The organism is Clostridium fessum (assembly GCF_003024715.1).
In the GTDB taxonomy this organism is placed as follows: domain Bacteria; phylum Bacillota; class Clostridia; order Lachnospirales; family Lachnospiraceae; genus Otoolea; species Otoolea fessa.
Genome location: NZ_PYLO01000001.1, coordinates 895,437 through 920,246, shown reverse-complemented (window position 1 = coordinate 920,246; position 24,810 = coordinate 895,437). Strand labels below are relative to the sequence as shown.

23 protein-coding genes are annotated in these 24,810 nt (G+C 42.3%); all 23 read left to right on the top strand.

The features are described 5' to 3' along the window. Nucleotides 1-6: 6 nt before the first annotated feature. The gene (locus C7U56_RS04320) at nt 7-726 is read left to right on the top strand and encodes a CpsD/CapB family tyrosine-protein kinase (RefSeq protein WP_107000285.1); all 720 of its coding nucleotides are present in this window, start codon (nt 7-9) and stop codon (nt 724-726) included. Next, a complete protein-coding gene (locus tag C7U56_RS04315) occupies nt 723-1,751 on the top strand; it encodes an LCP family protein (RefSeq protein ID WP_107000284.1) in 1,029 nt (342 codons plus the stop codon). Before C7U56_RS04320 ends, C7U56_RS04315 begins: the two co-directional genes overlap by 4 nt. A gap of 41 nt (nt 1,752-1,792) precedes the next feature. Continuing rightward, nucleotides 1,793-2,431 (top strand): hypothetical protein, encoded by a 639-nt coding sequence (locus C7U56_RS04310; protein WP_107000283.1) that lies wholly within the window; start codon nt 1,793-1,795, stop codon nt 2,429-2,431. 311 nt (nt 2,432-2,742) lie between these two features. After that, nucleotides 2,743-4,203: a sugar transferase gene (locus C7U56_RS04305; protein ID WP_107000282.1), complete on the top strand. Its 1,461-nt coding sequence runs from the start codon at nt 2,743-2,745 to the stop codon at nt 4,201-4,203. A gap of 472 nt (nt 4,204-4,675) precedes the next feature. Continuing rightward, a complete protein-coding gene (locus tag C7U56_RS04300; protein ID WP_107000281.1) occupies nt 4,676-5,800 on the top strand; it encodes a glycosyltransferase family 4 protein in 1,125 nt (374 codons plus the stop codon). 313 nt (nt 5,801-6,113) lie between these two features. Further along, nucleotides 6,114-7,298: a glycosyltransferase gene (locus C7U56_RS04295; RefSeq protein ID WP_330663209.1), complete on the top strand. Its 1,185-nt coding sequence runs from the start codon at nt 6,114-6,116 to the stop codon at nt 7,296-7,298. A gap of 115 nt (nt 7,299-7,413) precedes the next feature. After that, nucleotides 7,414-8,523 (top strand): glycosyltransferase, encoded by a 1,110-nt coding sequence (locus C7U56_RS04290; protein WP_107000279.1) that lies wholly within the window; start codon nt 7,414-7,416, stop codon nt 8,521-8,523. Between the two features lie 88 nt (nt 8,524-8,611). Continuing rightward, a complete protein-coding gene (locus C7U56_RS04285; RefSeq protein WP_233430180.1) occupies nt 8,612-9,460 on the top strand; it encodes an acyltransferase family protein in 849 nt (282 codons plus the stop codon). A 152-nt stretch (nt 9,461-9,612) separates the two neighbouring features. Then, nucleotides 9,613-10,794: a radical SAM protein gene (locus C7U56_RS04280; RefSeq protein ID WP_107000278.1), complete on the top strand. Its 1,182-nt coding sequence runs from the start codon at nt 9,613-9,615 to the stop codon at nt 10,792-10,794. Then, nucleotides 10,794-12,005, top strand: coding sequence for a glycosyltransferase family 4 protein (locus C7U56_RS04275; protein ID WP_107000277.1), 1,212 nt, complete (start codon nt 10,794-10,796; stop codon nt 12,003-12,005). Before C7U56_RS04280 ends, C7U56_RS04275 begins: the two co-directional genes overlap by 1 nt. Before the next feature lie 54 nt (nt 12,006-12,059). Beyond that, nucleotides 12,060-13,100: a glycosyltransferase family 2 protein gene (locus C7U56_RS04270; protein WP_233430196.1), complete on the top strand. Its 1,041-nt coding sequence runs from the start codon at nt 12,060-12,062 to the stop codon at nt 13,098-13,100. A 3-nt stretch (nt 13,101-13,103) separates the two neighbouring features. Beyond that, complete coding sequence (locus C7U56_RS04265; RefSeq protein WP_107000275.1) at nt 13,104-14,426, top strand: hypothetical protein; 1,323 nt, start codon at nt 13,104-13,106, stop codon at nt 14,424-14,426. Further along, nucleotides 14,416-14,736: a hypothetical protein gene (locus C7U56_RS15745; protein WP_207655655.1), complete on the top strand. Its 321-nt coding sequence runs from the start codon at nt 14,416-14,418 to the stop codon at nt 14,734-14,736. The genes C7U56_RS04265 and C7U56_RS15745 overlap by 11 nt, the downstream gene beginning before the upstream one ends. Beyond that, nucleotides 14,718-15,113, top strand: a complete 396-nt coding sequence (locus C7U56_RS16275) for a hypothetical protein (protein WP_207655654.1) — start codon at nt 14,718-14,720, stop codon at nt 15,111-15,113. The genes C7U56_RS15745 and C7U56_RS16275 overlap by 19 nt, the downstream gene beginning before the upstream one ends. A 38-nt stretch (nt 15,114-15,151) precedes the next feature. Beyond that, entirely contained in the window at nt 15,152-16,258 is a 1,107-nt protein-coding gene (locus tag C7U56_RS04255; protein WP_233430179.1) for a polysaccharide pyruvyl transferase family protein, read from the top strand. A 74-nt stretch (nt 16,259-16,332) separates the two neighbouring features. Then, complete coding sequence (locus C7U56_RS04250; protein WP_233430178.1) at nt 16,333-17,469, top strand: Coenzyme F420 hydrogenase/dehydrogenase, beta subunit C-terminal domain; 1,137 nt, start codon at nt 16,333-16,335, stop codon at nt 17,467-17,469. Nucleotides 17,470-17,653: 184 nt separating this feature from the next. Continuing rightward, entirely contained in the window at nt 17,654-19,075 is a 1,422-nt protein-coding gene (locus tag C7U56_RS04245) for an oligosaccharide flippase family protein (RefSeq protein WP_107000273.1), read from the top strand. Between the two features lies 1 nt (nt 19,076). Next, on the top strand, nt 19,077-20,462 hold the full coding sequence (gene glmM, locus C7U56_RS04240; RefSeq protein ID WP_107000272.1) for a phosphoglucosamine mutase: 1,386 nt from the start codon (nt 19,077-19,079) through the stop codon (nt 20,460-20,462). Nucleotides 20,463-20,551: 89 nt separating this feature from the next. Beyond that, nucleotides 20,552-22,420 carry a glutamine--fructose-6-phosphate transaminase (isomerizing) gene (glmS, locus tag C7U56_RS04235; RefSeq protein ID WP_107000271.1) on the top strand — a complete coding sequence of 623 codons (1,869 nt, stop codon included), beginning with the start codon at nt 20,552-20,554 and terminating at the stop codon, nt 22,418-22,420. Between the two features lie 22 nt (nt 22,421-22,442). Beyond that, entirely contained in the window at nt 22,443-23,345 is a 903-nt protein-coding gene (locus C7U56_RS04230; RefSeq protein ID WP_107000270.1) for a sugar phosphate nucleotidyltransferase, read from the top strand. Nucleotides 23,346-23,513: 168 nt separating this feature from the next. Then, nucleotides 23,514-23,963, top strand: coding sequence for a VanZ family protein (locus tag C7U56_RS04225; RefSeq protein WP_233430177.1), 450 nt, complete (start codon nt 23,514-23,516; stop codon nt 23,961-23,963). Between the two features lie 231 nt (nt 23,964-24,194). Then, nucleotides 24,195-24,413: a hypothetical protein gene (locus C7U56_RS04220; protein WP_107000268.1), complete on the top strand. Its 219-nt coding sequence runs from the start codon at nt 24,195-24,197 to the stop codon at nt 24,411-24,413. A 45-nt stretch (nt 24,414-24,458) separates the two neighbouring features. Next, nucleotides 24,459-24,785 carry a hypothetical protein gene (locus tag C7U56_RS04215; RefSeq protein ID WP_107000448.1) on the top strand — a complete coding sequence of 109 codons (327 nt, stop codon included), beginning with the start codon at nt 24,459-24,461 and terminating at the stop codon, nt 24,783-24,785. The last annotated feature ends 25 nt before the right edge of the window (nt 24,786-24,810 follow it).

The following is a 24,810-nucleotide window of genomic DNA, read 5'->3' as shown; positions in this document are numbered from 1 at the left end:
GAGACCATGGCAATTCAGAACGGATTCATCCAGATCATACAGGATGAGAAAAGAGATTATCAGTATGAGGAAGCAATGAAAACACTCCGTACCAACATCCAGTTTTCCGGAAATGGGCTCAAGGTCATCATGCTGACCAGTGCAATGCCGGATGAAGGAAAGAGTGAGACCTCCTCCCAGCTTGCGATCTCGATGGCACAGACCGAGGGACGCGTGTTATTTATCGATGCGGATATCCGTAAATCCGTGTTGGTATCCCGTTTCGGGGGCGGACAGCAGATTTACGGACTGACACAGTACCTGACCGGGCAGCGGCTTTTAGGGGAGGTTCTGTATCACACGAACCTGCCGAACCTGGATATCATTTTCTCCGGTCCGATGGCACCGAATCCGGCAGAGCTTCTGAGCGAGGATGCATTTAGTAAGCTGATCGCGTGGGCGAGAAATGAGTACGACACGATCATCATCGATACGCCGCCGCTCGGAAGTGTCATTGACGGTGCGATCATCGCACAGCGCTGCGACGGAGCGATCCTGGTAGTCGAGAGCGGTGCGCTTAGCTATCGTCTGGTGCAGAAAGCCAAAAGCCAGCTGGAGCGGACCGGCTGCCGGATTCTCGGCGCGGTGCTGAACCGTGTGGACATGGCAGGCAGCGGCTACTATCACAGATACTATGGTAAATATTCGAAATATACAAAATATTATGAAAACGAGCCAGTCAAATGAGAAAGCAGAAAATGATCCGGTGGATCGCCTGGGCGGTGGCAGGAATCGCCTGTGTAGCGGGCGGCATTCATGTTTATCAGAAATATCAAGAAAGAGAAGCGGCAATCCGTGCGATTGAAGCCCGTGATCAGGCAAAAAGCCAGGAGGAAGAAGACCTTGCAAATGGAATTTTGACCTGGAATGGCAAAAAATACCGCCGCAACACGGCGATGCGGGCGATTCTCTGCATAGGTGTTGATACCAAGGGGGAGATGGAAGCCCAGAACGTCGCCGGAAAAGGCGGAGACGCCGATGCACTCTTTTTAGTGGCGCAGGACGCTGCCAAGGATGAGGCACAGATTGTGTTAATTCCGAGAAATACGATGACAGAGATCGAGGTTTTTGATTATTTTGGAAACCCAATCGGAACCGAGACGAAGCAGCTGACACTTGCCTATGCGTTCGGGGACGGACGCGAAAAAAGCTGTGAGCTGACAGTGGGAGCGCTTTCTAAGCTGCTATTTGGACTTCAGATAGACGGATACTTTGCCGTCAATATGGACTCCATCCCCTATTTTAACGACGCGGTCGGCGGCGTACCCATCACGGTTGAAGATGAGATGGTCGCAGAGAAATATCCTGACGATTTCAAGATGGGAGAAACCGTCACTCTGAACGGTGACCTGACGGAGAAATACGTCCGGTTCCGAGATATCAACGAAGATGGTTCTGCTACAGTGCGCCTGCACCGTCAGAAAGGATATCTGAAATCCTTTATTCAGAAAGCCAAAGAAAGCCAGACAGCGGATAAAACAACGATTACGCGCCTGGTAGATGGCATCCAGGAAAAGGCGATCACCAATATGGCAAAAGACCAGTACATGGACATGGGACTTGCAATGTTAAACAGCCCGAAAACCATGGAGGACGGCGATTTTATCGAGCTGTCGGGAGAGATTTATCAGGGTAAATTCGAAGAATTTTATCCGGATATGGATGAGTTAAAAGAGATTGTTATCAATCTTTTTTATAAAGAAAAAGCTTAAAAGGCGCAGGCTTAAAAAGCTGGAAAGGAAAGGGAAGTACAATGAAAAAGAAGTACGCAGCACTTCTGGTAGCAGCCGCTATCATGGCAGTGCCGGGCACTCTGGCCATGGCTGCCGGAAGCCCGAACACAAACGCGACGGTTAGTCACGGAGGAGGACATAGCTCAAGCGCGTCTTCCAAGTCCGCAGGTCTGAATGTGAATGCAGGAACCATCACAAACAAGACCACCACAGGTATCAAGAACAACGGACAGAATGGTTCCAACGGAATCACTGTTTCCCAGGGAACTTCTGGAAGCAACAATGCAGTTGGATTTGCATCCGATCAGCAGATCAAAGACGGCAACAGCTGGGCAGTTGCTGAGAAAGTATTTGAGATCAATGCAGGTATCCCACTGTACCGTGTAACCGGTGATCCGGCTCTGGTTGGATACTCTCCGCTGATGCCGGCACAGCAGCTGCAGGCAACTGATGCAAACGGCGCTGTAACGAAAGAAGCAGTGATTGTCAATATTTCAGTTGCAGCCCTGGGCAATGCTCAGAACATCCAGCTGTATTTCTACAATGAGACAACCCATGCATGGGAACTGGCAGCTGTAAACAGTGTTGATTATGCGACCAACACAATCAACGTTACGATGCCGGGCAATGCTATATTTACACTGGTTCATAAGAACTAATCTGTAGATAGGCGGAAAGCGGCAGGAACCTGTTTGGGAAAGCCTGCTGCTTCCCTAAACAATAAAAATAATTTCTAAATTTCTAACTTTGAGTGGGACAGACCATTACAAGACCAATATAGATAGATGGTCATGACCCGTCAATGTCAAATAAGAAAGTCAGATTCGTTAGATTATCGGAACGAAAACGAACTGGCGGAATATACCCGAAAACAAAATATCGTTGATTTTGCCGGAAACGGATAAGGGATTTATCTGGAATATAGGTTTCATCCAGAGAACAGGGCAAAAATTGACAAGGGGGAAGAAGTATGTACAAAAGAAATTCGGGCGGCTGGATGAAACACGTTGATTTTATCATCCTGGATATACTCTGCCTGCAGGTAGCACTGACGCTTGCATATGCGTGCAGTGGGTATGGATGGGATATATACACACCGATCTTATATCGGAATGTGGCTATGTTTCTGGGACTGGCAGATCTGATGTTGCTCATATGCCGGGAAACGATGAAAGGCGTGATACGGAGAGGACATTTCCGGGAATTTACCATGACGGTAAAGCAGGCAGTTTTTATAGAAGGAATTGCACTTTTATATCTGTTCCTTTTACAGGAAGGGCAGAACTATTCGAGGCCGGTATTGCTTCTGATGCCGGTATGCTACAGCGTTGTGGCATATGCAGTCCGGGAGCTCTGGAAATGGCACCTACAGAAGAAAAAGACGAGCGACGAGGGAAAAAGCGCCCTTCTGATTGCAGCGAGTGAAGATGTCGTCGAGCGCGTCGTCAAAACAATTAAAGAAAATAACTATGCACAATATATAGTTGCAGGTGTTTCTCTCATCGGAGGTGGAAAATATTCCGTCGGAGAGAAAATAGATGGAGTTCCGGTCGTGGCAGAGGAAGCGGGTATTCCGCACTATGTCTGTCAGGACTGGATCGATGAAGTCCTGGTGGTCACCTCAGACGAGGTGCCGTATCCGGGAAAGCTTTTAAGCCAGCTGATGGAAACCGGCGTGACGGTGCACTTGGGTCTGGCAAAGGTAATGAGTGAGCCGGGGAAAAAACAGTTTGTCGAAAAGATAGGACCGTACACGGTGCTGACAACCAGCATCAACTATGCGTCCTCCTTCCAGCTTTTCTTAAAGCGCGCAATGGATATCATGGGCGGTCTGGTCGGCTGCACAATTACAGTACTATTGCTTCCGTTTGTCGGCACAGCAATCTACCTGGCGTCCCCGGGACCGATCTTCTTCGCCCAGGAGCGTGTTGGTAAAAACGGAAAACGGTTCAAGATGTATAAATTCAGAAGCATGTACATGGATGCCGAGGCACGAAAAGCAGAGCTGATGAAAGATAACCGACTTGGCGATGGAAAGATGTTCAAACTTGATTTCGATCCGCGTGTTATCGGAAACAAGATCCTGCCGGATGGAAGCCACAAGACCGGAATCGGCGATTTCATCCGCCGTACCAGTTTAGATGAATTTCCGCAGTTTTTCAATGTGCTGAAAGGTGATATGTCGATCGTCGGCACGCGCCCGCCGTTGATTTCGGAAACCAATCTTTATGAGCTGCATCATAAAGCCCGGCTGGCGATCAAGCCGGGGATTACCGGGATGTGGCAGGTAAGCGGTCGGAGTGACATTACCGATTTTGAAGAGGTTGTAAGGCTTGACCGAGAGTATATCAGTAACTGGAATATCGGGATGGATATCAAGATACTGGTGAAGACGGTGATGGTGGTTTTGAAGGAGGATGGATCGATGTAATGACCGGTAGAAGAAGAGCCCAGAGACGGATTGGATGTTTGGATAATAAATGTCTACTCAACAAAATCAGTTGAGGTCTGATGGTCTATGGTGGAGTTGAATATGGACAACCAGAGAAAAGCCTGATTTCATGCGGGTTTGCGCGGCTTGACCTTTTCACCTCAACTTGTTTCTGCTTGTCATGGTGCGTTATGACCTGCGTGTTTTCGGGAGTTAATGGCTTCTGGTTGCGCTCTATACTTAACCCACCACAGCGAAAGCTGATAGAGCAGAAAACAGAATGAGGAGGTACGAGGACAAGCCTGCGTATAGATTGTTGCTGCAATCTGTATACAGGCTTGTTGTTGTGCTATGAAGTAGGAAAGGTGAATAGTGAAAGACGAGCATGACAATTTAAGGAAAAGAACTGCTGGGATTGTGTATAAGCCTAGGACAAGAATAGAAACTATGGAATGACGGTTGGAGAGAAGTAATGGAAGAAAAAATCAGACTTGCGGTTTTCGGACAGAAACGTCTTTCGCGTGAAGGCGGGATAGAGATTGTTGTAAAGGAGTTATGCACCCGAATGACACAGAATGGTTGTGATGTGACTTGCTACAATAGAGCAGGCCATCATGTGAGCGGTGCAGAGTATGACAAAACAATTGAATATGATGGTATCCGTCAAAAGGTTGTTCCGACCATTGAGAAGAAGGGACTTGCAGCGGTAAGCTCTTCCTTTTTTGCAGCACTTTGTAGTGCATTTGGAAGATACGATGTGGTGCATATCCATGCAGAAGGCCCTGCCTTTTTCTGTTGGATACCAAAACTTTTTGGCAAGCGTGTAATCAGCACTATTCACGGTTTGGACTGGGCCCGCGAGAAGTGGCGCGGAAGCGTTGCATCCAAGTTCATTCGTGGCGGCGAAAAAAACGCCGTGAAATATGCGGACGAAATCATCGTTTTAAGCAAAGGCGTTCAGAAGTACTTCATGGATACGTACGGGAGGGAGACGCATTTTATCCCTAATGGTGTCAATCGGCCAGAGGTTCGGGAGGCAAAGTTAATCACCGATAATTTTGGACTGAAAAAAGACTCATACATATTGTTCCTCGGTCGTCTGGTACCGGAAAAGGGCATTCGATATCTGGTTGAGGCCTTCAAGAATGTCAAGACGGATAAAAAGCTGGTCATCGCAGGCGGCTCCAGCGATACGGATTCCTTTATGGAGGAATTGAAAGACCTGGCGAAGGGCGACGCTCGGATTCTCTTTACCGGGTTTGTACAGGGAGCAATGCTGGATGAACTATACAGCAATGCTTACATTTACACGCTGCCGTCCGATCTGGAAGGAATGCCATTAAGTCTGCTGGAGGCAATGAGCTACGGCAATTGCTGTCTGGTATCCGATATTCCAGAATGCGCAGAGGTTGTAGAAGATAAGGCATTGATTTTCAAAAAGTCAGATGTAGAGGACTTGCGAGAAAAACTGCAAGAGGCCTGTGACCATCCAGAAATGGTTATGAAAATGAAGAATCAGGCAGCTGACTTTATCTGCGAGAAATACAACTGGGATGAAGTTGTAAAGGAAACGATAAAACTGTACAGGAGAAAATAATAGATGAGAGTATTGATAATAAATAATCTCCTCTAACCGAACGCAGGTAGTGAGATGTACATAGTGAAAACGCCTAAAAATGGCGTATTTACGGAACTTTTCGAGAGATGAGTAGAGCTGCGAGAGCGGTTTTTATCTCGCTACCTAGGTTCAGTAACAGCAGATGATTTTATCATAAGAACTTTCAGTATCACTACCTGCGTTTGTATGGAGCACTCTGGTTTATGAACAACACATTGGAAGTGCTTTATCTGAACAGAGGTAGTGAAATAGAACATAGAATAAGGAGAAATTTAACGTGAGGACGCTGATTTTGAATAAATTTCTGCACCGAAACGGCGGAAGTGAGACGTATATATTCAAGTTAGGTGAGGCACTGGAGCAGCACGGACACGAAGTTCAGTACTTCGGAATGGAGCATGAAGGTCGCTGCGTAGGTAACCGTGTCAATGCTTATACATCTGATATGGATTTCCACGGCGGCAGCAAACTGAGCAAGCTGACCTACCCGATCAAGACCATCTACAGCAAGGAAGCACGGGTGCAGTTGAGAAAAGTTCTGGACGACTTCAAGCCGGATGTCTGTCACCTGAACAATTTTAACTACCAACTGACTCCTTCCATCATCCTAGAAATCGTGAAGTGGCGCAAGGAGACTGGAAGGGATTGCAAGATCATCTTCACGGCACATGACTACCAGCTGGTTTGCCCGAACCACATGCTGAACAATCCGAACACCCACCAGAACTGTGAGAAGTGCCTCGGCGGCCATTTCGTGAACTGCATGAAAGGCAAGTGTATCCACGGCTCCACGGCGAAGTCTGCCATCGGCATGATGGAGGCAGAGTTCTGGAAGCGGAAAGGAACTTACAAGTACATTGACACCATGATCTGCTGCTCTGAGTTCATGAAGAGCAAGATGGACAGCAATCCGCTGTTTGCGACGAAGACCGTGGCAATGCATAACTTCATCGATAAGGTGGAGTGGAAAGAGACTCCGAAGAAGGATTACGTCCTTTACTTCGGCCGCTTCTCTGAGGAAAAGGGTATCGGCACACTCATCAAGGTCTGTAAGGAGCTGCCGGATGTGCAGTTTATCTTCGCCGGCACTGGCCCGCTGGAAGAGAGCATCAAGGGTGTAAGTAACATTAAAAATGTTGGCTTCCAGAAAGGCGAGGCACTGGAGAAGCTGATCCGTGAGGCGCGGTTTTCCATTTATCCGTCCGAGTGGTACGAGAACTGCCCGTTCTCTGTGATGGAATCCCAGATGTATGGCACACCGGTGCTGGGAGCTGATATTGGTGGTATCCCGGAACTGATCCAGGTCGGTAAGACCGGTGAGCTGTTTAAGAGCGGTAGTTCGGAAGAACTGAAGAGTAAGATTCAGAAGCTCTGGGGCGATAAGGAGCTGTGCAGAGAGTACAGTGAAAATTGTAAGGGCATCAGCTTCGATACCATTGATGAGTATTACGAGAAAATTATGAGAGTTTATAGATAAAAAGAATTTGAGGGAGCTATTTGTTGTGTAATGCAGGCTTGAAGTTTTCACATATTAAAGGATTGCATTATAATGCACTTGATTCTCAAAATGAGAAATATTTACGAGGTAAAAAATGAGTTTAAGTTTGGTTTTGCCATGCTACAATGTGATGAAATATTTGCCGAAATGCTTAGATAGTATTTTTAAAAATGATTGTAATGATATTGAAATTGTATTGGTGAACGATGGTTCTTCTGATGATATCGGGGGGGGGTTAAGCCAATATTTTGATAAGAGCAATTGTGATCACAATATAGAATTTGAGTACAAAGATGCACGGATTAAAATAATTCACACGTGTAATTGTGGTGTTTCAGCAGCAAGAAACACAGGGATTGAAAATGCAACCAGTGATTACATTATATTTATTGATCCAGATGATACTGTGAAAGAAAATTATTTTTCCACGATAAAGACCTTTATGACATCGATAAACGTAGATGTTGCCATTTTGGGATTTTATCAAATTGTAGAAGATAAAAATGGAAATATAGTTAAAGAAGGAGAAATTTTTCCGCAAAAGAATTATATTTCCAATTCGGTCGAAGAAACGGTTAGAACTGTTCTTCCAAAATATCTTGGATATTCAGTTGAGGACATTTTGAAATGGGCGAAGTCAACAGAGGCGATATCGAAAAGGCTTGAATGGGGAGCTGTTTGGCGAAATGTGTATCGTAGAGATTTTTTGAATAAAAACCAAATCCGTTTTAATCCTTCAATTCGATTAAATGAAGATAGTATGTTCAATGCAATGTGCTTTTCTCGAGCACAAAAAATTAGAACATTGAATAAGGGATTTTATTGCTATACGATTCGTCCATCCGGTGCTTTTATGAAAAAACGAGATGCGGAACTGGTGGAAAATAAAACGGCATTGCTCGAAGCACGTAGTAACATTGTGAATGATTTAAATAAAAGAGGCTTTGATTTTTCTATTAAGGACTATGCAGGATCAAATGTTATGTCTTGCTTTGAATTGATAATTAAGATGCCTTTTTCTGCAAGGAGAGAGACGAAAAAGTATATCCGGAATTCGATTGTAAAAGAGTCTATAAAAGTTTTACCGTTTACGGGGCGAAAAAAAGTAGATATTCCGCTTTTTGCTTTGAAATATGACTTACATGTATTGATGATATATGCGGTGAATCTTGGTAAACTTTTTGGAGTTCAATTTCGATTATAAATTATATATTTGTGTCATCAGTCGTGATGAACATTGGGAGAAAATGTTGAAGGTGTATCAGTAAGATCGGTAAAGGAGGAGAGAATCGATGGCTATAAAAGCGGATCGATATGAGGGAATCGATGGATTGAAAGCGTATGCCATCATTGGCATTGCTTTGATGCACGTCCTTTCAAATGGAAAATATGAACTTGGAGGATTTGCGTTTGAACGGCTTATACCATCTTTCACGAACCTCGTTTTTCTTTTTATGATGGTCAGCGGTTTTGGTATGTGCTGCGGCTATTACCAGAAAATCATAGACCGCAAGATCAGCATGGAAGATTTCTACAAGAAGCGATACATAAAAATCTGGCCGTACTTTGCACTGCTTTGTGCGTTGGACTTTGTAATTTCACCGAGCAAAGAATCGTTGTCTGAAGTATTCGCTAATTTGACTTTATGTCAGGGACTTCTGCCAAATGCGAATATTACGGTCATTGGTGTGAGTTGGACACTGGCGGTTATTTTTGTGTTCTATATGCTGTTCCCGTTTTTCTGCTTCCTACTTGGAAATAAGAAGAGAGCGTGGGGAGTGGCGATAGTCGCATTGGTGTTCAATTTTCTGTGTGGTAGCTACTTCAATGCCGACAGAACAAATATTGTCTACGATGCAATCTACTTTATCGCAGGTGGCTTGATCTACCTTTACCGGAAAGAACTTGCTGAATTTGCACAGAAACATAAGGTAATCACCGGTGCGATTCTGCTGGCAGCCACAGTTGCGTATTTCGTGTTAGGCAGCTCCACTTTTACGATGCTGTTTTTTTGTGTGGCAGCATTGCTTTATACCCTCGGATGTAAGTGGGGGGGTACTGGTCAATCCAGTCGCAAAATTCCTCGGTGGCATATGCTTCGAGATCTATCTGTGCCACATGGTAATTTATCGTGTGCTTGAAAAATTGCACCTTGTCCATCTGTTTGGTAATGGCTTACTTGCATATATCTTCACAGCGGGCGCAGTTATTTGCGGCGCAGTTGTGTTCTCGGTATGTGCCAAGTGGTTCTTAAATAAAATTGAAACTTTGATTGTTAATAGGAGAGTTAATCATGTCTGAAGAAAAGAAGTTAAATGGTACGGTTATCGTTACTTACCGCTGCAACGCTCGTTGCTCCATGTGCAACCGTTATAAAGCACCTTCCAAGCCGGAAGAAGAAATCAGCATCGAAACCATCAAGAAGCTGCCGAAGATGTACTTTACCAACATTACCGGCGGTGAGCCGTTCATCCGTACTGACCTGAAGGATATCGTGCGCGAACTGTACAAGAAGTCTGATCGTATCGTTATCTCTACCAACGGTTTCTTCACAGATCGTATCGTTGATCTGTGCAAGGAGTTCCCGCAGATCGGTATCCGTATTTCCATCGAGGGTCTGGAGCAGACCAACAACGAAATCCGTGGCCTGCAGAACGGCTACCAGCGTGGTTACGGTACGCTGAAGAAGCTGCGTGAGATGGGAATGAAAGACGTTGGTTTCGGCATGACTGTTCAGGACAAGAATGCTCCGGATCTGGTTTCTCTGTACAAAATCTCTAACGAGATGGGTATGGAGTTCGCAACCGCTTCCCTGCACAACAGCTTCTATTTCGTTGAGGCGAAGAACATCATTCATGACCGTCCGATGGTTGCAAAGAACTTCGAGAATCTGGTCAACGAACTGCTCCGTAGCAACAGCCCGAAGAAGTGGTTCCGTGCCTACTTTAACCACGGCCTGATCAATTACATCTATGGCCAGAAGCGTCTGCTGCCCTGTGACATGAGCTTCGATACTTTCTTCATCGACCCGTATGGTGATGTTATGCCTTGCAATGGTACCAAGGATAAAGAGGTCATGGGCAACCTGAACAATCAGACTTGGGACGAGCTGTGGAACAGCCCGGAAGCAGAGAAGGTTCGTGCAAAAGTTCGTTGCTGTGACCGTGACTGCTGGATGATCGGTAGTGTAAGTCCTGCTATGCACAAGTACATTTGGAAGCCTGCTACATGGGTTCTGGTTCACAAGTTTAAGGCTCTCTTCACCAAGCATCCGTACAGCATGTATGAGTTGAAGATTTGCCGTGACTACCGTGATGGCAAAGTTACCAAAGAGGATCTTGATAAGTGTAGCACTTGCGATATGAACTGTGTGATCAACAACGGTCTGAGTGAAGCATCTAAGGAACAGCTGAAGCATAAGACTGGTGAGGAAATCGTGGATGCTGATATCGCACAGCAGATGGAGAATAAGTAATGAATATCCTATATATAGCTTATTCATGTAATCCTTTTGCCGGAAGTGAAGATAAAATAGGTTGGTGTGTTCCTTATGAAATTTCAAAAACGAATACTGTTTATGTAATTACAAAGGAAGAGCAGCGTGAACCAGTCGAAAAATATTTGCAGAGACACCCACTTCAAAATATAAAGTTTTATTATGTTGATATCCCGAATTTTTATAAGAAAATCTTCAAGGGATTCATGTATTCTGGAAGACTTAATGTGTGGAATAGACGGGTACTTCCTCTTGCAAAGAAAATCTGTGCAGATCAAAAAATTGACGTTATTCATCAGATTACGCCAATTGAGTTCCGTGCAATTGGCGACTATGGAAAGATAGCAAATATCAAATTTATTTGCGGGCCACTTGGCGGAGGCGAGTCTTTGCCTAATGGGTTAAAAGATTACGCAAAGGGACATGAAATCATTGAAGTTGTTCGTTCAGGGATAAATCGTTGGTATCGTTTTAAGCTGAGAATTACGGGCAAACTAAATCGCTGCGACTATATTATGTTTGCGAATCGAGAGACACGCGATTTTTTGGGATTAGATGAAAATGTTCCTTTGGTTACAGAAATTGCTGCGGATGAAATATCAATTGAGGAAAGAATTGTACCAAATGATATAAATAATGAACTCGTTTTCTTGTTTGCAGGAAGAATGGTGTATCGAAAAGGACTGGAATTACTCTTTGATGCAATAATGGAAATTCCAGACGAGTGGAAATACATAGTGAAAATAGTAGGAACTGGCCCGGAACTTTCACATTTAAAACATCGTTGTGAATCAAACTCCTTGTTGTCTGCACATGTACAGTTCATGGGGGCAGTTGAATACTCTGAAATGCAAAGGGAATATGAAATGTCAGATGTACTAATCATGCCAAGTATTAGAGAAACAACTGGAACGGTGTTGATCGAAGCTATGTCGCAAGGGATGCCTATAATTACAATTAATAAGTTTGGAGGAGCAATACTTGTAGATGAAAATACTGGCTGGTTATATAGCGGTGAAAATCGAAAATCATACATAGCTGGTTTGAAAAACGCAATGGTTGCTTGTATTGTGAATCCAAAAGAAGTAGAAAAGCGTGGACAAAATGCTAGAAAAAAAGTAAAAGACTATACATGGAAAAGAAAATGTGATCAATATGAAAAAATATACAAAAGACTAAATTGTAATTAATAATGATCCTGTATGTAAGGAACCGTAGAGATAAGGAGTTTTGGCTTGAAGCAAATGGATAAAAAGGATGGCATGAGTAAAACGGTTACGGTAGTGATACCGATTTATAATGTTGAAAAGTACCTGAATAGATGCATTGAAAGTGTTGTTGGTCAAACATATAAAAATTTAGAAATAATATTAGTGGATGATGAGTCGCCAGATAATTGCCCTCAAATTTGTGAGTCTTGGAAAAATCGAGATAACAGGATTAAGGTAGTGCATAAAAAGAATGCTGGTTTGGGATACGCAAGAAATACAGGCATTGATTGTGCAACCGGAGAGTATATTTGTTTTGTTGATAGTGACGATTATATTGCTACAGATATGGTAGAGAAAACATATAAATGTGCGGAACAGTATAATGCAGATATAGTAATGTACGGATATAACGTAGTCGACTCTAATGGGAAAAAGGTAAAGGAATGCATACCAAAGCCGTATAAGACATTTTATAAAAATGAGGAAATACAAAATTATGTTCTACCTAATATGATAGCAACTGATCCAAATGCAGGGGATGAATTTTGGATGAGCGTGTGTGGCGGTTTGTTTTCAATGCGACTGATCAATGGAGCAAACTGGCGGTTAGTGTCAGAAAGAGATATTATCTCTGAAGATGTATACTCATTACTTCAGTTATACAATAGTGTAAAAAGTGTTGCGTTTCTAGCCGAGCCTTTTTATTACTATTGTACAAATATGGGGTCTCTAACGCATACATTAAGAGTGGACCGCTATGAGAGAATCAAGGATTTTTACGATCGAGCAATTAATGAATGCGAAAATCTAGGATATTCCGAGGAAATAAAACTTCGTTTATCAAAACCATATATGGATAATACTATGGCGGCACTTAAAATGGTTCTTCAATCTGATTTGATGGCTAAACAAAAAAAAGATATGTTTATGGATATAGTAAAAGATGAACATCTTCATAGGGTAATCAAAAATGTGGATATGAAAAAGATGACCCTAAAAAAGAGGCTGTTTTGGCTGGCAGTAAAGTATAAGATATATTACATGAGTTATTCTATGGTCGGGATGAGGATATAATATATGATAATTGAAAAAAGAGGCAATTCATTATATTTTCATAAAAACATAAAATCATTGGTCTGGTTTCAACTGTATTGGTTGATGTTTTATGGCGTACTTAGAGATCTTGTTGGAGTTCCTGGGTATGTGGCATATGTGCTCGATTTGTTTAATATTATTCTCATTGTTTATGTCATTGTTAATGGGAAAATGATTAAATACGGGAACAGTAGAGTTGGATTGTGGATAATACTGTCTTTTTTTTGTTCTACGGTTATAGGACTGATTGCAGTAGAGGGTTCGCCAATACTCTATATATGGGGCTTTAGAAATGTTTTTAGATATTATGCATATTTTATATCATGCATTGCGCTATTAGATATATCAGATGTGCTAGAAATTATTCCCAAATTAAAAAAAATCTATATAATTAATTTCTTTATTTGTCTTGTAGAGTTAGGATTGGGATACTCAGGAGATAATATCGGAGGAATATTTGGAACACAAACAGGATGTAATGGTTATTTAAATCTGTTCATGATTGTAATTTCTGCAATTTATGTAACAGAATATTTGGAAAAAAAGATAGGCCTTATGCAGACTATGATTTCCATCATGAGTTGCTTTTTTTTGATGGCAATAGCAGAATTGAAAGTTTATCTTTTCGAACTTCCAGTTATAATCTTGATTGGTATGCTTAATGCTAAATTTAGCTTTAGAAAAATAATAATTATTATGCTTGGAGTTTGCGGAATAGCCGTAGGAATTTCAATGCTTGGGCATTATTTTGAATCGTCTGGATTGGAGTTTTTTACTTCTGATGCGATTACAAAATATATGGGAGATCGCGGATATACAAACTCCGGAGATTTAAGTCGAATGAATGCAGTTTCACAACTTTATGAAAGGTTTCTAAATGGGAATCCGTTGGGAACGTTATTTGGTATAGGTCTTGGAAACGCAAGCTATTCAGCTGCGTTTTCGTTCTTTAATAGTCGGTTTTATCTTCTGAATCAAGCACTGCATTATCAATGGTTTACGGATGCAATAATCTTTATTGAAACTGGAACTGTTGGACTTATGCTTTATGAATTGTTCTTTCTGAGAATATTTACTTATTCCAGAAAAATAAATAAAAGAATTGCAAATAGATATAGTAATGATATTTCACAACAACTTAGATGTGTAGTGCAGGTGGCTGGAATTACAGCAATATTATGTATTATCAATTCGGTTTATAATAGTGCTTTAAATATGGATGCGGGCTATATGGCTTTTTTTATTTTTTCAGTTCCGGCAATAGTTGATATATTTATGGAGGAGAACAACTGTTATGATAAATAGAATAATTAGAAAGCTGATCTATGGCCATAAGGCATCCACAGAAACGTATATTAAATATCTCCGCAGTTTGGGTATGAAGATAGGAGATGAATCAACAATTTATGTTCCGACAAAAACACAAATTGATACCACACGTCCTTGGTTGATTGATATTGGAAAGAATGTAAAAATAACAGAGGGAGTAACGATTTTGACGCATGGATTTGATTGGTCCGTTTTGAAAGGTGTCTATGGTGACATTCTTGGATCATCGGGGGGGGGGTCAAAATCGGAGACAATGTTTTTATCGGTATGCAGACAACAATCTTAAAGGGCGTGCATATTGGAAACAATGTAATTATCGGAGCCAATTCGTTAGTTAATAAAGATATCCCAGATAATTGTGTTGCAGCTGGTAATCCCTGTAAAGTTATAATGAGTCTTGAGGAATACCATGAGAAGAGAAAAGCGGCTCAAGTTGATGAGGCAAAGGAACTCGTAATGCTATATCGGGAGCACTATGGAAAAGAACCAGATGAACATGCATTACATGAGTTTTTTTGGCTCTTCACAGATGGAAATGATGAGCTTCCTGAGTGCTGGGATAACATGATGAGACTCGGAGGAAATTACGAGTATTCCAAAGAAAAACTCAGAAAAAATCAAAAGAAGTTCTTGAATATGAAAGACTTCTTGAAGAATGTTTAGAATATAAAAGCGTGTAGGAACGAAGGAGGAACAAAAAAGTGAAAGTATGTATTTTGTCGATGCAACGGGTTGGTAATATGGGGTCCTTACTTCAATCGTATGCGCTGAAGACAACAATTGAAAGACTCGGTCATCAGGTGGAATTTATAGATATTGAAAAAAGAGAAGATGACTATAAATTGTTGGGTGATTATAAACAGAAGTATGATAAAGAAAAAGAAACGACAGGCTTGATTGGAAAAATAAAGAAAACGGATAGATACACACTGAACCGTCTAAGAATAAAAAAGAAGAGCATTGACCAGGAAAATATCTTTGAGAAATTTCGTCAAAAAGAACTCTTTATTGATAGAAAAAGCTCGAAATATGATATGTGCGTTATTGGTAGTGATGAGGTTTTTAATTGCTTGAATTCTGGCGAATGGGGATTTACTTCACAGTTATTTGGTAATGTTCCAGAGGCAAACAAAGTGATTACCTACGCAGCATCCTGTGGCTCCACAAAATATGAGGAACTTCCAGCAATGGTTGCTAAAAAAATCAGAAAAACATTTGAAAATGTTGCAGCTATTTCGGTGAGAGATGAGAATACGCACAAATTTGTTGAAAAACTAACAAATAAGTTGATTGACGATAATTTAGATCCTGTGCTGATATATAATTTTAACTGTGAGGTGGAACAGGCGAATTTGCCTAAAATGCCAAAGCATTATTGTGTGGTTTATTCCTATTATAACCGAATTCACACGGCAGAAGAGATTGATGCAATTAAAGTTTTTTGTAAAAGGCATGAGTTGACACCGATTGCAATTGGTGCACCGCAATTCTGGATTAAAGATTATATTGTATGTTCACCATTTCAGTGTCTAAAGATTTTTAAAGAGTCGGATTTTGTAATTACGGATACATTTCATGGCACAATTTTTGCTTCAAAATATGCAGATAAATTTGCAGTGTTAGCAAGGGCTAGCAATAAAAATAAACTGCTAGATTTGATTAGAAAAATAGGAATGAAAGATCATTTGATGAGTAATCTTTTAGAACTGGAAGAAAAATATGGCCTTTTGAAAAATAAGGAAAACTTTGATTCAATTGTTGAAGAAGAAACACAAAGGACCTTACAGTATTTGAACAAAAATATATAAGGTAAATAAACAGCAATATAGATTTTTACAATATAAATTAAAATATAGTTAGAAAAGCGGGAGTTGGTTGGGTGATGAGAACTGTATGTAAACAGGATTTATGCACAGGTTGCATGGCTTGCGTAGGAAAATGTAAAAAAGAGGCCATATCAATTCAGGATAATGTGTCGGCATATAATGCAGTTATTGATGAAAGCAAATGTGTTAGTTGTGGAGCATGCGAACGAGTATGCCCTAATAATCACAAAGTGAACCTGAATGAACCTATTTATTGGAAAGAAGGTTGGGCGCCAGATAATATTAGAAGCAAAGCATCATCGGGAGGTGCAGCTTCTGCTATGATGGAATATTTTGTCAATGATGGTGGCTATGTGGCAGCCTGCCTGTTTAGTAATGGAGAATTTGTTTTTGACATAACGAATAAAAAAGAGGAATTGGTTCATTTTGTAGGTTCAAAATATGTGAAAAGTAATCCAGTTGGTATTTATGATAAAGTTATCGAGAAACTCAAGAATGGAAATAGCGTTCTATTTATTGGTTTGCCTTGTCAAGTGGCAGCGGTAAAAAACTATATGCTGGCAATGCCAGATAATATAAGAGAGAACCTTTATACAGTTGATTTGATCTGTCATGGATCACCGTCACCAAAAATCTTGAAATTTGCATTATATGAAAAAGGCATTGACATCTTGCAACTGAAAGAGATTCGATTCAGAAATAAAACAAATTTTGGATTGTCTTCACGAGATGAGGATGGTGAATATAAAACGATAGTGCCGGCAGGTGTTCAGGATATGTATACTCATGCATTTCTTACATCTTTAGATTACACAGAAAATTGTTACTCTTGTCGGTATGCAACATGGGGGAGAGTATCCGATGTTACTCTTGGAGATTCTTGGGGAAGCAATCAAATCGATAGGGAGCAAGAAAAAGGTATTTCTTTGGTTTTATGTCAGACAACCAAAGGGGTAACCTTGATTCAGAACTCCGGAATTAAATTAGAGGAAGTTGATATTGAAAAGGCACTAGAGGCTAACCATCAATTAAGACATCCTTCCATTGCACCAGAGACCCGAGAGATGTTTTTTGCGAATTTGAGCAAGGGATTTTATAAAGCTATTTCGAAGAGTGCGCCTAAAGTATATTATAAACAAAAATTAAAAGAAAGTCTGATAAAATTCAAAATCATTCGGGGGGGGGACATATAAAATAGAATATAAGATTAGCTTCAAATGAAAGAAATGAAGAAAGTGTTTGGGGTTATAATTTGATGGATTTTATCTATAAATTCTTGGATTGTACATATAATTAAAATTGTCGTAGATGGATGCATTTTGTGGCTCCTTAAGGAATGGTAAAGCGAATATAACGAAGGAATAACGGGAAAAATAAATGAGCACATCGAGAAAAAAATATTTACTAAAAAATACAGCAATATTTGCATTAGGGAGTTTTGGGACAAAATTTATTAGTTTCTTCCTTGTCCCCTTATACACCAATATTCTTACAACGAGTGAATATGGAACTGTTGATATGATCTCAACAATAGGAATGGTATTAGTCCCATTGTTGACATTGAATATATGCGAAGCCGTAATGCGATTTTCGTTGGACGAAAATGCAGACTTAAATAAAATAATAAGCGTTGGAATATGTTCGCTTTTCTTGGCGATTTTTGCTGGCGGAATAATCTTCCCAGTAACTGCTAAAATTAAATCTCTGAATGAGTATGCGGTATATGTGTACATGTATGCTGTATCGCTTGCATTTAGTCAGATGTTTCTTTGCTATTTGCGCGGCAAAGAATTATTGCTGAGATACTCAATAGGAAATATTATTCAAACTTTTTGCGTTGCCTTGTTTAACATTTTATTCTTAGTGCAATTTAATAAAGGAATTAAAGGATACCTGTTAGCCTATATTATTGCAAATTTTGTGACCGCAATGTATGCGATGGTGGCAGGAAATGTTTTCAACGCTATGAAACATTTCTCTTTTGATTCAAAACTTCTTGTGCAAATGGTAAAGTATGCAATTGTTTTAGTTCCAAACTCTTTTATGTGGTGGATTATGAACTCATCTGATCGATTGATGGTTACGGCTATGGTCGGGGTGGCTGCTAATGGTATTTATGCTGTAGCATATAAGATTCCAACCCTATTGTCATCTGTTACGCAGGTTTTTAATCAGGCTTGGTCATATTCGGCGATAAGAGAAGAGGGAAGTTCAGACGAAGAAAAATACAACAATGATATTTATAATAGATTGGTCGTAATCGTTTGCATCTGTGCTGCCGGTTTGATGATGGTTATGAAGTTTTTTCTAAGGTATTACGTTGGAGCAGAGTATTATATTGCTTGGAAATATACGCCGGTACTAATTATTGGATTCATTTTTTCAACATTGGGAACATTTGTTGCAACAGCTTATACAGTGCATAAAGACAGCATGGGTTATTTGGTGTCTGGTACGGCAGGCGCAATGGTCAATATTATATTGAATTTTGCTCTTATACCTCAAATGGGAGCAATGGGAGCCGCCCTTGCTACCGCGGCTAGCTACTTTATTGTCTTCTATTATAGAATCCGAGATACAAAAAAGTACTTAAAATTATATATTTGGCAAAAGCGTCATATATTTGCAGGGACATTACTTCTTGTTCAGGCAATAACTATGTTTATCAATAATCCAGTTGGACAACTGTTATTGATTCTCGAATTTTGTGTAATGATACTTATATATGTAAATGATATTAAACAATTGTTTTTTGCTGTAACAAAAATATGTCGACTGAAAAATAAAAAGGAACACTAGAATGGGTAAATACTTTGGAACAGATGGCTTCCGCGGTGAAGCTGGAATTACTTTAACAGCCGACCACGCTTACAAAGTAGGTCGTTTTCTCGGCTGGTATTATAATGCTCTTCGCGAGCGTAATGGAGATAACGAACCCGCCCGTATCGTTATTGGTAAGGATACGCGCCGCAGCTCCTATATGTTTGAATATAGTCTGGTGGCTGGTCTGACGGCTTCTGGCGCAGACGCTTATCTGCTTCATGTCACCACCACCCCGTCCGTGGCCTATATCGCTCGTGTGGATGACTTTGATTGTGGCATCATGATTTCTGCCAGCCACAATCCGTATTACGACAACGGCATCAAGCTGATCGACTGCTATGGCGAGAAAATGCCGGAGGAAACCCTGCTGCTGGTAGAGGACTACATCGATGGCAAGCTCCATGTATTTGACAAGGACTGGCCGGAACTGCCGTTTGCGCATCGTGAGCATATCGGTTGCACTGTGGACTATGTTGCAGGTCGCAATCGTTACATGGGTTATCTGATCTCTCTGGGCATCTATTCCTTCAAGGGTGTCAAAGTCGGTCTGGACTGTGCCAATGGTAGTTCCTGGAACATTGCAAAATCCGTCTTTGATGCACTGGGTGCAGACACCGATGTGATCAATAACCAGCCTAACGGCCTGAACATCAATAACAATGCAGGCTCCACCCATATTGAGGGCTTGCAGAAGTTTGTGGTGGAAAAGGGTCTGGATGTTGGTTTTGCCTATGACGGTGACGCTGACCGTTGCCTGTGCGTGGACGAAAAGGGCAATGTCATCACTGGCGACCACATTTTGTATATCTACGGCTGCTACATGAAAGAGCGTGGCAAACTGCTGAACAATACCGTTGTCACGACCGTTATGTCCAACTTTGGTCTGTACAAGGCATTTGATGAGCAGGGCATCGGTTATGCAAAGACTGCTGTTGGTGACAAGTACGTCTACGAATATATGGCAAAGAACGGTTGCCGCATTGGCGGTGAGCAGAGTGGTCATATCATTTTCAGCAAGTACGCCAGTACCGGCGATGGTATTCTGACGAGCCTGAAGATGATGGAAGTCATGCTGGCTAAGAAGAAGCCGATGAGTGAGCTGGCTGCACCGCTGAAGATCTATCCGCAGGTGCTGGAAAATGTCCGCGTGACAGATAAGAAGGCAGCACAGAACGACCCGGCTGTGCAGGAAGCTGTAAGCCGAGTGGCAGAAGCATTGGGTGACACGGGTCGTATTTTGGTGCGTGAATCCGGTACCGAGCCGGTGGTGCGTGTCATGGTGGAAGCACCTGACCACGATATATGCCAGAAGTATGTGGACGAAGTAGTCCATGTGATTTGTGAAAAGGGCTACAAGGCGTAAAGTCGATGATGACTCTTGGAGATTGAATCCGGAGTCATTTTCTGTAATAGAGGGTAAGTATAAGAAAAAACACTGGGAGGGATAAATCTATGTGTGGAATCGTTGGTTTTACAGGAAATCGACAAGCAGCACTGATCCTGCTAGATGGTCTGTCAAAGCTGGAATATAGAGGATATGACTCGGCCGGACTGGCTGTTCGTGATGGTGAAAATCTGGCGCAGGTCGTTAAGGCAAAAGGCCGTTTGTCTAATCTGATTGAGAAAACAGATGGTGGTAGAGCACTGAAAGGAACCTGTGGTATTGGTCATACCCGCTGGGCAACGCATGGTGAGCCGAGCCAGACCAATGCACATCCGCATGTCTCAGGCAACTGCACCCGTTCTGGTTCAGGTACAGTGGAGTCTGAGGTCGTTGGCGTGCATAACGGCATTATTGAGAACTATACTGAACTGAAAGAAAAGTTGCTGAAACATGGCTATACATTCTATAGTCAGACGGATACCGAAGTGGTCATTAAGCTGGTGGACTACTATTATAAAAAGTATAATTTGGGTCCTATTGATGCCATTGCCAAAACGATGGTGCGCGTTCGTGGCTCCTATGCCCTTGAGTTGATGTTCCGGGATTATCCAGGTGAGATCTGGGTGGCGCGTAAGGACAGTCCGATGATCATCGGTATTGCAGATGGCGAAACCTATGTGGCATCGGATGTTCCTGCCATTCTGAAGTATACCCGGAATGTTTATTACATTGGTAACCTTGAGTTTGCAAAGCTGACTCCGGGTGAGGCTCATTTCTATGACCTGAACGGTGACGAAATCGAGAAGCAGACCACGGAAATTAAGTGGGATGCAGAAGCAGCAGAGAAGGCAGGCTTCGAGCATTTCATGATGAAAGAAATCCATGAACAGCCGAAGGCTGTGCAGGATACGCTGAACTCTGTCATCAAGGACGGCAAGGTCGACCTGTCCAGCGTGGAACTCACAGAGGACGAAATTAAGAACTTTGAGCAAATTTACATCGTAGCCTGTGGTTCCGCATGGCATGTGGGCATGGCTGCTCAGTATGTGCTGGAAGATATGGCAGATATCCCGGTGCGCGTGGAATTGGCATCGGAATTCCGTTATCGAAAGATGCCGGTCAATCAGAAAGCACTTGTGATTGTTGTCAGCCAGTCCGGTGAAACCGCAGATACGCTGGCTGCGCTCCGTCTTGCAAAAGAAAAGGGCATCACGACACTGGCGGTTGTCAATGTGGTCGGTAGCAGCATTGCCCGTGAAGCAGACAAGGTGTTCTACACCCTTGCCGGTCCGGAAATCTCCGTTGCTACAACAAAAGCATACAGCGCACAGCTGGCGGCAATGTATTGCCTGGCAGTTCAGTTTGCCAAGGTCAGAGAAAAAATCACCGAGGAACAGTACAGCTATTATATTTCCGAGTTGCTGACCATTCCGGAAAAGATGCAGAAGATTCTGGAAGACAAAGAGCGCATTCAGTGGTTTGCAGCAAAGTATGCGAATGCACACGATGTGTTCTTTGTGGGTCGTGGCATTGACTATGCTGTCTGCTTGGAGGGGAGTCTGAAGCTGAAAGAAATCAGCTACATCCACTCCGAAGCATACGCTGCAGGTGAACTGAAGCACGGAACGATTAGTCTGATTGAGCAGGGAACACTGGTCATTGGCGTACTGACCCAGAGCGAACTCTATGAAAAGACTATTAGCAATATGTTAGAGTGCAAGAGCCGTGGTGCTTATTTGATGGGTCTGACTACATATGGCAAGTATGAAATCGAAGATCAGGTAAACTTCACGGTATATGTGCCGAAAGTGGACGAGCACTTTGTGGGCAGTTTGGCTGTGATTCCGTTGCAGCTGCTGGGCTATTATGTATCTGTAGCCAAGGGTCTGGATGTGGATAAGCCGAGAAATCTAGCTAAGAGTGTGACTGTGGAATAAAAGATAGCAAGAGGAAAAAATTATGAACACAACATTACTTATTATGGCAGCCGGTATCGGTAGCCGTTTCGGAACGGGAATTAAACAGTTGGAGCCGGTGGATGATGCTGGTCATATCATCATGGACTACTCAATCCATGATGCGATTGAAGCAGGCTTCAACCATGTAGTATTTATCATCCGTAAGGATATCGAGAAGGAGTTTAAAGAGGTTATCGGTGATCGCATTGCCTCCATTTGCTCTTCTCATAATGTAACTGTTGACTATGCTTTCCAGGATATTAACGATATTCCTGGTACGCTGCCGGAAGGTCGTACAAAACCTTGGGGAACCGGTCAGGCTGTGCTTGCAGCAAAGGACGTAATTAAAACTCCGTTCATCGTCATTAACGCAGACGATTACTATGGCAAGGAAGGCTTCAAGGCTGTTCATGAGTATCTGGTGAACGGCGGAAAGTCCTGCATGGCAGGCTTTGTGCTGAAGAACACTCTGTCCGATAACGGCGGCGTAACTCGCGGTATCTGCAAAATGGATGAGCAGAACAATCTGACCGAAGTTGTAGAGACAAAAAATATTGTGAAGACCGCAACCGGAGCAGAAACAGAAGGAAAAGTGATTGATGTGAATTCTCCGGTTTCTATGAATATGTGGGGATTAACTCCTGATTTTCTGGATGTTCTGGAGGAAGGTTTCAAAGAGTTCTTTGAGAAAGAAGTCCCGGGCAATCCTCTGAAAGCAGAGTATCTGATTCCTATCTTCATCGGTGAATTGCTGGAGCATGGAAAGATGTCTGTAAAGGTTCTGAAGACCAACGACACCTGGTATGGCATGACCTACCATGAGGACGTTGCAGCAGTAAAGGACAGTTTCAAGAAGATGCTGGCGGATGGCGTGTACAAGGCTGACCTGTTCAGTGATCTGTAAACGACGATGAATGAAACGATTGATTTACTCGGAAAGATACTCACAAACATCCTGACTGCGATGTATGAGCCGTTTGGATTCTCACTCCTTCTTTCTTTCCTAGCTATGTTTTTCTACCTGTATGCGTATGAGCCAATACATGCTGGCAAAGGATGGAAGAATGCCATAGTGACATGGTATCAGAAGTTCAAGGAGAGTGTGTTCTTTCGGAAACTGTTCTTCCTGGCCTTTGTGACTTCACTTATTCTGTTCCGAACCCTGTTAAACCGCAATCTTTGGATGAATCCTTTATCCGATGTCATGGGTGGCTGGGGCATCTGGGAGACTGTGAATGGCGAACAGAAGCTGACCACCGAGTGCATCGAGAACGTGATCATGATGGTACCGTTTTCAGCTGTAGCGATGTGGACGTTCGAAGAAAAGATAGGAAACGGCTGGAAGAAGATACTGTGGCAAAGCGGGAAGATAGCGTTTGGCTTTTCTTTGATAATAGAGATGCTGCAGTTACTCCTGCGGCTCGGGACGTTTCAGCTATCTGACATCTTCTACAACACAGTCGGCGGAGTGCTAGGCGGGTTATTGTACTGTGTGGCGATGAAGGCAAGAAAGCGTCTGTAAAACGGGATGAAATTGTGATATACTGGGAGCGGTAGCTCCCTACGCTGCTCGTAATAATCACACACCTCTCCGTGGTGAGCAGCAGGCAACGATCTATGATCGGCGAAGATGTGAGAAAAGAAAATTAGATTGGGGGACAATAAAATGTTTAGAATTAATCACAATGACGCAATTGAGTTGGAACATCAGGTTAGAAGGCTTTATGGCTGTGATTGAGGTGGCGTCTCTGGTATGGCTGATGCAGATTATTTTGAAGGTCATCCAATTCAGGCAGCAGTTTTGGTTGTTTCTTATATTCATGCTAATCATCGTGAGAGCGGTCCATACCAGTTCGATGAGTTCCTCAATAAATATGAGACTATTTTTGAATATCCGGACGAGAATAATGCAGCCGATGAGGTAAGAAATTATATTGATGAGATCAGTTCTATTGTCGAGCAGTACATTTAAAGATCAATGGGAAATGAGTGTATGTAAAAGAAAGGCTGAATGAATATGCCCAGAACGAAAGGCAGCAAGAACAAACCGAAGACAATCAATGACTACGCATCCCAGATAGCAGAGAAGCAGGAGACTATTGCATATCTGAATACTGAGATCGTATCCATCCAGAAAGCGATTGAAGAGCAGAAGAACACACTGAAAGAGAAGAAGTCTGCTCTGAAGAAGGCCGAAAAAGAAGTGGCATCCTTGGAAGCGAAGAAGGCAAAGGCAGATGCTAAGGCCGCTGAAGAAGCAAAGAAGACCGAGGCAGAGGCTGTGCTGAAGAAGTTGCTGGCAAGTGGCATGAGCGCGGACGAGATCCTCGAAAAACTGAAATAAAACCATTGCCGTGTGGACAAACTGA

Excerpts from the sequence above, each read along its gene's own strand:
- C7U56_RS04320 (WP_107000285.1), top strand. The coding sequence starts at position 7 with ATGGCAATTCAGAACGGATTCATCCAGATCATACAGGATGAGAAAAGA.
- C7U56_RS04315 (WP_107000284.1), top strand. The coding sequence starts at position 723 with ATGAGAAAGCAGAAAATGATCCGGTGGATCGCCTGGGCGGTGGCAGGA.
- C7U56_RS04310 (WP_107000283.1), top strand. The coding sequence starts at position 1,793 with ATGAAAAAGAAGTACGCAGCACTTCTGGTAGCAGCCGCTATCATGGCA.
- C7U56_RS04305 (WP_107000282.1), top strand. The coding sequence starts at position 2,743 with ATGTACAAAAGAAATTCGGGCGGCTGGATGAAACACGTTGATTTTATC.
- C7U56_RS04300 (WP_107000281.1), top strand. The coding sequence starts at position 4,676 with ATGGAAGAAAAAATCAGACTTGCGGTTTTCGGACAGAAACGTCTTTCG.
- C7U56_RS04290 (WP_107000279.1), top strand. The coding sequence starts at position 7,414 with ATGAGTTTAAGTTTGGTTTTGCCATGCTACAATGTGATGAAATATTTG.
- C7U56_RS04285 (WP_233430180.1), top strand. The coding sequence starts at position 8,612 with ATGGCTATAAAAGCGGATCGATATGAGGGAATCGATGGATTGAAAGCG.
- C7U56_RS04280 (WP_107000278.1), top strand. The coding sequence starts at position 9,613 with ATGTCTGAAGAAAAGAAGTTAAATGGTACGGTTATCGTTACTTACCGC.
- C7U56_RS04275 (WP_107000277.1), top strand. The coding sequence starts at position 10,794 with ATGAATATCCTATATATAGCTTATTCATGTAATCCTTTTGCCGGAAGT.
- C7U56_RS04270 (WP_233430196.1), top strand. The coding sequence starts at position 12,060 with ATGGATAAAAAGGATGGCATGAGTAAAACGGTTACGGTAGTGATACCG.
- C7U56_RS04265 (WP_107000275.1), top strand. The coding sequence starts at position 13,104 with ATGATAATTGAAAAAAGAGGCAATTCATTATATTTTCATAAAAACATA.
- C7U56_RS15745 (WP_207655655.1), top strand. The coding sequence starts at position 14,416 with ATGATAAATAGAATAATTAGAAAGCTGATCTATGGCCATAAGGCATCC.
- C7U56_RS16275 (WP_207655654.1), top strand. The coding sequence starts at position 14,718 with ATGCAGACAACAATCTTAAAGGGCGTGCATATTGGAAACAATGTAATT.
- C7U56_RS04250 (WP_233430178.1), top strand. The coding sequence starts at position 16,333 with ATGAGAACTGTATGTAAACAGGATTTATGCACAGGTTGCATGGCTTGC.
- C7U56_RS04245 (WP_107000273.1), top strand. The coding sequence starts at position 17,654 with ATGAGCACATCGAGAAAAAAATATTTACTAAAAAATACAGCAATATTT.
- glmM (WP_107000272.1), top strand. The coding sequence starts at position 19,077 with ATGGGTAAATACTTTGGAACAGATGGCTTCCGCGGTGAAGCTGGAATT.
- glmS (WP_107000271.1), top strand. The coding sequence starts at position 20,552 with ATGTGTGGAATCGTTGGTTTTACAGGAAATCGACAAGCAGCACTGATC.
- C7U56_RS04230 (WP_107000270.1), top strand. The coding sequence starts at position 22,443 with ATGAACACAACATTACTTATTATGGCAGCCGGTATCGGTAGCCGTTTC.
- C7U56_RS04220 (WP_107000268.1), top strand. The coding sequence starts at position 24,195 with ATGGCTGATGCAGATTATTTTGAAGGTCATCCAATTCAGGCAGCAGTT.
- C7U56_RS04215 (WP_107000448.1), top strand. The coding sequence starts at position 24,459 with ATGCCCAGAACGAAAGGCAGCAAGAACAAACCGAAGACAATCAATGAC.